The 10,339-nt window shown below is 44.5% G+C and carries 4 protein-coding genes and 1 pseudogene; 4 read left to right on the top strand and 1 reads right to left on the bottom strand.

Annotation, left to right across the window (positions count from 1 at the left end; all coding sequences use genetic code 11):
- Positions 1 to 367 (top strand): DDE-type integrase/transposase/recombinase (locus tag NC980_RS25705; protein ID WP_190377319.1); only part of this gene is annotated, 367 nt, incomplete at its 5' end.
- A gap of 180 nt (positions 368 to 547) precedes the next feature.
- Here the strand turns inward: NC980_RS25705 and NC980_RS25700 are convergent.
- Positions 548 to 736, bottom strand: a complete 189-nt coding sequence (locus NC980_RS25700; RefSeq protein WP_190377318.1) for a CsbD family protein — start codon at positions 734 to 736, stop codon at positions 548 to 550.
- Between the two features lie 471 nt (positions 737 to 1,207).
- Here NC980_RS25700 and NC980_RS25695 point away from each other — a divergent pair.
- The 3 genes and pseudogenes from NC980_RS25695 to NC980_RS25685 form a co-directional block, all read left to right on the top strand.
- A pseudogene (locus NC980_RS25695) lies at positions 1,208 to 1,509 on the top strand (DDE-type integrase/transposase/recombinase); the annotation flags it as partial.
- 275 nt (positions 1,510 to 1,784) lie between these two features.
- On the top strand, positions 1,785 to 7,808 hold the full coding sequence (locus NC980_RS25690; RefSeq protein ID WP_190377317.1) for a hybrid sensor histidine kinase/response regulator: 6,024 nt from the start codon (positions 1,785 to 1,787) through the stop codon (positions 7,806 to 7,808).
- 12 nt (positions 7,809 to 7,820) lie between these two features.
- Positions 7,821 to 10,199 carry a response regulator gene (locus NC980_RS25685; protein ID WP_190377316.1) on the top strand — a complete coding sequence of 793 codons (2,379 nt, stop codon included), beginning with the start codon at positions 7,821 to 7,823 and terminating at the stop codon, positions 10,197 to 10,199.
- The last annotated feature ends 140 nt before the right edge of the window (positions 10,200 to 10,339 follow it).

Genomic DNA, 10,339 nt, shown 5'->3' with positions numbered 1-10,339 from the left:
GGCAGCGAAGCGATTTTTCCGTAAGCTGCTGAAGAAACAAGGCTTTGTGCCATGGGTGATTATCACCGACAAACTGAAAAGCTATGAAGCCGCAAAGAAACAGGTGATGCCAAGTGTGGAACATCGACAGCACAAGGGATTGAACAACCGGGCGGAGAACTCCCACCAGCCCACAAGAATCAGAGAAAGGCGAATGGGGCGATTCAAATCGCCCGGACAAGCGCAACGATTTCTATCAGCATTTGGACCGCTTCGAGGACACTTCCATCCCAAGCAACAGGAACTGAGTGCAAAACGATATCGAGAACAGTTACGCCAACGCTTAGAAGATTGGCGGGAAATTACCTGTGTGAAAGATGCTGCGTAAACTTGAGCGAGACTGACGATTGAGAGATTTCCGTGCTTAATTTTGAATCTTCTCGGTTAAGTTGATAGTGCCGCTCAGGCTGTAGTGCCTTGAGTCACGCAAGCACCCTACACAAGAGGGAGTAGGCAAAGCAACTCATTCCCTACGGTGTAAGTAGCACCAATTGATGCATTAACCTGCTTAGGCTTTATCAACAATGTTCTTAACACTGTCTTTGATATCTTCCTTAGCATTTCGCATTTCAGCTTCGGCTTGCTTTGCCTTACCTTCTACTTGCGCTTGCTGATCACCCGTCATGCTACCGATCGCTTCTTGTGCTTTGCCTTCGATATTTTTAGCAGCCGCTTTTGCTCTCTCTTCTAAACTCATAATTTACACTCCAATAATCATATCAATTCAATTCATTCAGCCAGCTTGGAAGCTTTCTCTGACAGCTCAATAGTATAGAAACTACAGGAGCCGATAAATGTGCTGTATCCAACGCGAGGCAGATTTTAGCTTCCTTAATTCCCTGAACTTAGATAGTGAAGTGGCAATCGAATGAATGTCTAGCATCTCCTCGGATTTTGAGTAGCACAACGCTTTACAATGCAGTGGAGATAGTGCCGTAAATGTTCAGCCTCAGGGCTCTTTCCACGTTTTGGTGACCCAGAATGTTGAGTAGCCCGAAACTTAATCTTTAAGTTAGATGAAGCAACGCTCGCGTACATCTCAGCTACATTTCTCCCGCCATTAAGGATGTTGTAGGACATGAATTACCAAAAGTGATATTCGTGATGAAACATCGCTTAACATCTGAAACCCTGATTCTGTGGCTGACCTATTACAGAACTTCACGGTGACAAGCTCAAGAGCGATGAAGCGGCAAAGAAGCAGATGATGAAGCGCGTGGCGCATCGGCAGCATATAAGGACTAGAATAATCGAGTCGAGAACTCCCATCAACCTACACGAACACGAGAGCGACGAATGCGACACTTCAAATCGCCCGGGCCAGCCCAACGATTTCTCTCAGCTTTTGGACCGATTCGAGATTACTTTCGCCCGAAACAGCATCAACTGAGTGCAAAACGTTACCGCGCACAACTACGCCAGCGATTTCAAGATTGGCAAGAAATTGCCTGCCTGAAAACTGCTGCTTGAATTGAGCGAACCTGACGATTCAGGAATGATTGTGCTTGATTTTGAATAATCACGGTTAAGTTGACAATGCCCGTGCGAATTAGGTTGACCTCGCGCCAAGTCATGTCCGTTGGTGAAGTATTATTGTCTCCCTGTAGTCTTTAATACTTGTCATCTATTCTAGGGAAAGAGACAGGCCATTTTATCACGTTCACAAGCTCATCAAATTACTCGTTCCATACCTAACATGGGGAAAGTCGAGTATTCAACATTTAAGAGTATCCGTTTGTAAAAAGATGAGTATTACGATCGCTGGCTACACCCTGCTCGAAGTCCTTCATGAAGGATTCGCCAGCTACGTTTACCGGGCTAAGAGGACATCTAACAGCAACCTGGAACCAACGAGCGTCATTATCAAAACGCTGAAAGCTGAGTATCCAACGATCGACCAATTGGCTCGGTTAAGACACGAATATCAAATTCTTCAAGACTTAGAGATCGAAGAAGTTGTCAAGCCATTAGCCTTAGAAAGCTACCGAAATGGGTTAGCGCTCATCCTAGCTGACTTTGATGGAGAATCGTTAGCGAAGGCGATCGCGGTAGGACGATTTGAACTAAACAAATTTTTACAAATCGCAATTCATTTAGCTTCAGTTCTGGCGCAGCTTCATCAGCAAAGTATTCTTCATAAAGACATTAAAGCTGACAACATTCTCGTTAATCAGAAAACGGGTGAAATCAGGCTGATTGATTTTGGGATTTCTACACGCTTGCCGAGCGAAAATTCGCCGACTAGTAACGTTCTTGAAGGAACGCTGTCTTATATGTCTCCCGAGCAGACCGGGAGAATGAACCGCTCGATCGACTACCGGACTGACTTTTATTCTCTAGGCGTTACTTTTTATGAGATGTTGACTGGGCAATTGCCGTTTCAAGCAACTGATACTTTGGAGATCATTCACTGTCACATTGCTAAAGCACCAGTCCCGCCTCATCTGGTCAATTCAGATATTCCAGAGGCGGTGTCTGACATTGTTATGAAGCTACTGGCTAAGACGGCAGAAGACCGTTATCAGAGCGCGCTAGGGCTGAAGACTGACTTAGAAATGTGTCTAGAGATGCTGCAATCTTCTGGCACGATTTCCCGTTTTAAGGTGGGAGAGTTCGATTTATTTAGCCAATTTTTGATTCCAGAAAAGCTCTATGGACGCGATCGCGAAGTGAGCTTGTTAATGCAGACCTTTGATCGCGTCAGTGCTGGCAAAACGGAAGCCATGCTGGTTAAGGGTTACTCTGGCATTGGAAAATCGTCATTAGTCAATGAAGTTCGCAAACCGATCGTTGGCGCTAGAGGATACTTCATCTCTGGTAAATTTGACCAATTCCAGCGCAATGTTCCTTACTCTGCAATGATTAGTGCCTTTCAGTCCTTAGTGAAACAACTGCTGACTGAGAGCGAAACACAACTGGCTCAATGGCGAACCAAGCTTTTAGACGCTCTGGGTAACAATGCTCAGGTCATTATTGATGTAGTTCCAGACGTGGAACTGATTGTTGGCAAGCAACCCGCTACTGTGGATCTTGCACCAACAGAAGCACAAAACCGACTTAATCTCGTTTTTCAAAACTTTATCCGTGTTTTCTGCTCACCAGAGCACCCTCTAGTCCTGTTTCTGGATGATCTGCAATGGGTTGATTCTGCCACACTGAAGCTGCTAGAGGTGATTCTAACCGATGCAGAAACAGGTTATTTATTCTTGGTTGGAGCTTATCGAGATAATGAAGTCAGTCCAAGTCATCCCTTAATGATGACACTCGATTCACTACGATCGACATCTGTTGTCATTCATGAAATTACCTTAGCTCCTTTAGCCCTCGCAGATATTAGCCATCTCATTGCTGACACGCTGCATCGTGATGCAATTTCTGTCCAGCCATTAGCTGAATTAGTCATCCGCAAAACGTCGGGAAATCCCTTCTTTGTCAATCAATTTCTCAAAACGCTGTATCAAGAGAGTCTGTTGACGTTCTCGGTTCCATTAAAGGTCGGTGAACCTAGTTGGCAGTGGGACATTACCCAAATTGAGGCAATCGGCATTACCGATAATGTTGTTGAATTGATGATTCAGAAGTTGCGAAAGTTGCCTGAATCGACTCAACAGGTGTTGCAGTTAGCTGCTTGTATGGGTAACACGTTTGATTTACAGACGCTTTCAATCATCGATAAGCGACCGCCAGCCGTTACCTATCAAAACCTGTTGGCAGCGATTGAAGAAGGCTTAGTATTACCAACTTCTGGATTAACGCTTGTATCTGAAGACCTGATTGATGCACATTTAGTAAGTCTGGAATTTAGATTTCTCCACGATCGGGTGCAACAAGCTGCGTATGCGCTGATTGATGATAGTTCTAAGCAAGCAACTCACTTGCAAATTGGTCGTTTGCTTTGGCAAAACACGTCGTCAGAGACGTTATCAGAAAAGATATTTGAGATTGTCGATCACTTCAACTTAGGGATTGAGCTAGTTGCCGATCGAGTAGAACAAGACAGAATTGCTCAGCTTAATTTGATGGCAGGTCAGAAAGCAAAGGCAGCAATGGCTTATGTTGCATCTGTTGAATATTTGCAAGCAGGGATGGAGTTGTTAGTTGAAGATAGCTGGAATCATCAGTACGAACTCACATTAGCACTGCACACCGAAGCAGCAGAGTCGGCATATTTAAGCAGTGATTTTGAAGCAGTACAGCGATTCGTTGACATCGTGCAAAACTGCGCTAAAACCTTATTGGAAAAAGTGAAAGTATATGAGATTCAGATTCAAGCTCATGTATTGCAGAACAAACTGCTAGAAGCAATTAATACAGCACTACAAGCCTTAAAGCTGTTGGGAGTGAATTTTCCCGAAAATCCAGTTCCATCTGATATTGGACAAGCGCTTTCCGAAACTGCGGCGACTTTGAATGGGAGGCGAATTGAGGAGTTAGTCGATCTGCCTCAAATGAGCGATCCCTACAAACTAGCAGCCATTAAACTTTTAGCAAGTATCTTTGCTCCCGCCTATATTGCTGCTCCTACACTGTTGCCATTGGCGGTGTGTAAACAAGTCGATCTATCAGTCCAACACGGTAATGCTCCTGTTTCTCCTACTGCTTATGCCAATTATGGTCTTCTACTTTGCGGAGTTGTGGGAGATATTGACTCGGGCTATCAGTTTGGTCAATTAGCTTTAAATCTGCTGTCAAAATTAAATACTCAAGAAATTAAAGCTAAAACGATCGTCATCGTCAATATCTTTATCCGACCCTGGAAAGAACATCTGAGAAAAACGCTAGAGCCTTTGAGGTCAGCCTATTCTATTGGGATGGAGACAGGAGATTTAGAATTTGGTGCTTTTGGTCTATTAGTGAACTCCTATTTCGCTTACTACAGCGGCAAAGAATTGACTGCCCTTGCAAGAGAGATGGCAATCAATAGGGATGCAATTGATAAAATCAAGCAAAAAACAGCACTTAATTATCACGAAATCTATTGGCAGGCTACCTTAAATCTGCTGGGGCAAAGTGGAAATCCTTGCCGTCTCCAGGGTGAAGCCTACGATGAACAAATAGGGTTACCACTACACGAGCAAGCAAACGACAGAGCAGCGATCGCTTACACCTATTTGAATAAACTTTTACTTTGTTATTTATTTGAAAATTACTCAGAAGCGATCGAAAATGCTGTGCTCGAAGAAAACTATTTGGACGCAGTTGTCGCAACACCTCATCTTTCTCTCTTCCATTTCTATGACTCTTTAGTTAGGCTGGCAGTGTATTCTGACGCTCCCCAGTCAGAACAACAAGACATTCTTGGCAGAGTAAAAGCTAATCAAGAAAAAATGCAGAATTGGGCGCATCATGCGCCCATGAATTATCTGCACAAATTCTATTTAGTAGAAGCAGAGCGGCATCGAGTTTTAGATGAAAAAGTAGAAGCAATGGAGATGTATGACAGAGCCATTGCTCTGGCTAAAGAAAACGAATATCTGAATGAAGAAGCACTGGCGTATGAGCTGGCAGGTAAATGTTATTTAGGATGGGGAAGAGATGCGATCGCCCAACTCTATCTACAAAAGGCGCATTATGCTTATCAGGTTTGGGGTGCTCAAGCTAAAGTTGAGCATTTAGAAGAAAAATATCCTCAGTTTTTACCCAGGACTTCAACTAGGAGCGGAACAAAAGCGACAATTTCCCAAAGAACGACAAATTATCCTGACGCTAATCACAACCTGGACTTAGCCGCTGTCATGAAAGCAGCACAAGCTCTTTCGGGTGAGATTGTTTTAAGCAAGCTGCTGACAAAATTGATGCAGATCTTGCTTGAGAATGCAGGTGCAGAAACAGGAATTCTAATTTTAGAAAAAGACTCGAAACTCTTCATTGAAGCTGCTGGACGTATTAATCAAGACGAGATCATCGTTCAACAATCTATTGCTGTAGAGACAAGCCCGCTACCACTATCCATCATCAACTATGTGCGGCAAACTCAGGAGAATGTGGTTCTGAATAATGCCACCCGTGAGGGAATGTTCACAACGGATAGCTATATTCTTGATCACCAGCCAAAATCTGTTTTGTGTGCCTCGATCGTTCATCAAGGAAAGCTGATTGGGATTCTGTATCTAGAAAACAATCTCACAACGGGTGCTTTTACCGCAGAACGAGTGGAAGTTTTACAGCTTTTATCCTCTCAGGCGGCAATCTCCATTGAGAATGCCCGTCTTTACCAAGATTTGGCAACTGCCAATGCTGATTTGAAACAATCGCACGAACAGCTAGAGGAATATAGTAAAACGCTGGAAGCGAAAGTCGAAGAGCGAACCGTGCAACTTCGGCAAGAGGCGCGCGATCGTCAACGAGCAGAAGAAATAGCTCAATCCGCGAACCGAGCCAAGAGCGAGTTTCTAGCAAACATGAGTCACGAACTCCGCACACCTCTCAATGGCATCCTGGGCTATACCCAAATTAGTCAAAAAGACCGATCGTTATCCGAACAGCAAAAGCATCGCATTGCGATCATTCACCAGTGCGGGGAACACTTGCTGACGCTGATCAATGATGTTCTGGATCTTTCCAAAATTGAAGCCCGCAAGATGGAGCTGTATCCGAAGGAGTTTAATTTTGCTGAATTCTTACAAAGCATCGCAGAAATTTGCAGGATTAAAGCTGAACAAAAAGGAGTTTCGTTAATTTATCAACCGCTGTCTCCTCTGCCCAAGGTGATTCGGGCAGATGCCAAACGCCTACGCCAGGTCTTGCTGAACCTGCTGGGCAATGCTGTCAAATTTACTGAAACAGGAACGATCTCCTTTCAGGTAGGCTATCACGAGCAGAAGCTTCGCTTTCAAGTCGAGGACTCCGGCATTGGCATTGCCACGAATCAACTTGATGAGATTTTCAAGCCGTTTCAACAGGTCGGTGAAAATAGTCGCAAGCCAGAAGGAACAGGGTTAGGATTAGCGATTAGCGGTCAACTGGTTGAGATGATGGGCGGAACGCTTCAGGTCAAGAGTACCTTGGGGGTAGGCAGCACGTTTTGGTTTGATTTAGATCTGCTAGCCATTGATTCATCGGCAGCTACGGCTCATGGCTTACAGCGCACGATTACTGGAGTCAAAGGCAACAAGCGGAGAATTTTAGTTGTAGACGATAAAGCGACGAACCGCTCTGTCCTCATCAACTTCCTAGAGCCGATCGGATTTGACGTATTAGATGCGGTAGATGGTCAAGATGGACTAGACAAGGCGCAAGCGTTTCAGCCCGATGCCGTCCTGATTGACCTGGTGATGCCAAATCTAGATGGTTTTGAGGCGACCCGTCGGCTCAGATTAATGCCCGCCCTCAAAGACATCGTGGTGATTGCAATCTCGGCTAGCGTCTTTGAGTTCGATCAGCAACAGAGCCTCAAGGTGGGCTGCAACGATTTTCTACCGAAACCTATTCGAGAAGACGATCTCCTCCAGAAATTGCAGGAGCACCTGAAGCTGGAATGGATCTACGAGAATGAGAGTGAAATTGGAGAACCCTTTGGAGAGAGTAACAAACAGGAAAACAGCCAAGCCAGTTCTTCCTCAGTTTCCCCTAACTTTCTAATTCCACCGGCAGAAGAGATTGCTATTTTTCTAGATTTAGTCATGCGAGGAGATTTACGAGCCATTACCAAACGAGCGACACAACTAGAGGAGTCGAATCAGCAGTGGAGCCCTTTTGCCACCCATTTGCGGCAGCTTGCCAAAGAATTTAAGGGACGGCAAATTTTGGAATTTTTGCAGCAATTTTAAGAGGTATTTCTAATGAACAGAGGCGTTGTGGAAGAAGATGTCATTTTGATCGTGGATGATACACCCACGAATTTAGAGGTGTTGCTCGACTTACTAGAGGCTGCTGGTTTCAAAGTAGTGGTGGCTGAAGATGGGGAAAGAGCGATCGCTCTAGCAGAGTATGCTCCACCTGATTTGATTTTGCTAGACATCCTCATGCCTGGAATTGACGGTTTTGAAACGTGCCGTCGCCTAAAAGCAAACCCAGCCACACAAGAAATTCCGATCATTTTTCTGACGGCTGTTAGCGATAACGTCGATAAGGTCAAAGGCTTAAATCTTGGAGCAGTCGATTACATCACCAAGCCACTCAATCATGAGGAAGTTTTAGCACGAGTCAATACCCACGTTCGGCTACAAAACCTGACCAAGCGATTGACTGAACAAAATGAGCGGCTAGAAAAGGAAATTCAACAGCGCCAGCAGGTAGAAGCAGAACGCGAGCAAGCATTTAGAGCACTACAGCGCAGTGAAGCTCGATTTCGACGGTTGATTGAATCCAATGTCATTGGAGTTATTTTTAGCATGACAGATGGCAGCATCACCGATGCCAATGATGCCTTCCTCCAAATCGTGGGATACGATCGTGCTGACTTGAAAGCTGGGAACTTAAACTGGCAAGCAATGACACCTCCAGAATATATGCATCTCCATGAAGCTGCAGTGGCAGAATTAACCAATACTGGAGTGTTTAGTGCTTTTGAGAAAGAATATTTTCACAAGGATGGACACCGCATTCCTGTCATGATTGGCGGAGCTGTGCTTGATGAATCTCAGCAGGCGATTGTTGGCTTTGTCCTTGACCTAACTCAGCCCAAGCAGGCAGAAGACAAGATTCGGGAACAGGCAGCTCTACTCAACGTTACAACCGATGCCATTCTAGTACGAGATTTGGATAACAACATTCAGTATTGGAACAAAGGTGCAGAGCATCTCTACGGATGGAACGCTGAAGAGGCGATCAACCAAAACGCGAGTCAACTTCTATATAAACCAGGCTCACTCAAGCAACTTGAAATTGCTGAAAGAAGTTTAATCGAGTGTGGTACATGGCAAGGTGAATTGCATCAAGTCAATAAGCAAGGCAAAGAAATCATTGTTGCTAGCCGTTGGACTCTAATGCGTGATGCACACGGGCAACCCACATCTTTTTTGACGGTTAATACAGACATCACTGAAAAGAAACAGCTCGAAAGCCAATTTCTGCGAACTCAACGACTTGAGAGTTTAGGTACCCTTGCAGGTGGTATTGCCCATGATCTCAACAATATTCTGACCCCCGTTCTCAGTACAGCACAACTGTTACAGATGAAGTTTCCCAATGCTGACGAGCAGAGCCAGAATTTGCTCAAAATCGTTGAAGCGAATACTAGACGTGGTGCTGCGCTTGTCAAGCAAGTGCTTCAATTTACTCGCGGGATAGAGGGTAATCGAGAGATCGTACAAGTAGAGCCTCTGATCTACGAAGTAAAACAAATTGCTGAGAAGACGTTTCCTAAATCGATTCAAGTGCTAGCTGATGTGAAGCCAGGGCTTTGGTCAGTTTCTGGAGATGCAACTCATCTACATCAGGTGCTGGTGAATTTGGTCGTCAATGGTCGTGACGCCATGCTGGATGGTGGTACACTCACTATTTCTGCTGAAAACCTATTTATAGATGAACACTATGCTCGTATGAATCTTGATGCATCTGTCGGTCCATATGTTGGACTCCGTGTAAAAGACACAGGAACCGGAATGCCAATCGAGGTGATAGACAGAATTTTTGAACCGTTTTTCACCACGAAAGAGATTGGTAAAGGGACAGGACTAGGGCTTTCTACTGTAAGAGGCATTGTAAAAAGCCATGGAGGATTCATAGATGTATTCAGCAAGGTTGGTAAAGGAACTGAGTTTAAAGTATTTTTACCAGCCACAGAAGCAACCGTTGCCCCACAAGCGGAGCCTTCGAATCTGCTTGACGGAAATTCAGAATGGATTCTTGTCGTAGATGACGAAGTAGAAATTTTAGAAACAACCAAAGCGGCGCTGGAAGCCTATAACTATCAGGTTATAGTAGCTAATGATGGAATTGAAGCCATTGCGCTTTATGCCCAACACAAAGATAAGATTGCTGTCGCTCTGATCGATATGATGATGCCATCTATGGATGGACCAACAACAATTCAAACCCTACAAAAAATACAGCCAGGGCTCAAAGCGATCGCAATCAGTGGATTTGTGTCTAACGATAAATTGAGAGAGGTGAGTGGGATCAAACACTTTATCGCTAAGCCCTACACAATTCAAGAACTTCTGCAAGCCTTACAGACTGTACTAAAACAGCCTGCGGTTGTGTCGCAGAAATGGTAAGGGTTTGAAGTATTAAGCACTGTGTCGGGTATCATCAACTTAACCGCTTATGTTCAAAATTAAGTACAATAATGCCTGAACATTCGGCGTTGCTCAATATTACGCAGCAACTTTCAAGCAAGCAATTTCTCGCCAATCTT

Source organism: Leptolyngbya sp. AS-A5, assembly GCF_039962495.1.
Taxonomy (GTDB): Bacteria; Cyanobacteriota; Cyanobacteriia; order Leptolyngbyales; family Leptolyngbyaceae; genus Leptolyngbya.
This window is presented reverse-complemented; position numbering and strand designations above follow the sequence as displayed.

Coding starts and splice junctions, on each gene's coding strand:
- NC980_RS25700 (WP_190377318.1), bottom strand. CDS start 736: ATGAGTTTAGAAGAGAGAGCAAAAGCGGCTGCTAAAAATATCGAAGGC.
- NC980_RS25690 (WP_190377317.1), top strand. CDS start 1,785: ATGAGTATTACGATCGCTGGCTACACCCTGCTCGAAGTCCTTCATGAA.
- NC980_RS25685 (WP_190377316.1), top strand. CDS start 7,821: ATGAACAGAGGCGTTGTGGAAGAAGATGTCATTTTGATCGTGGATGAT.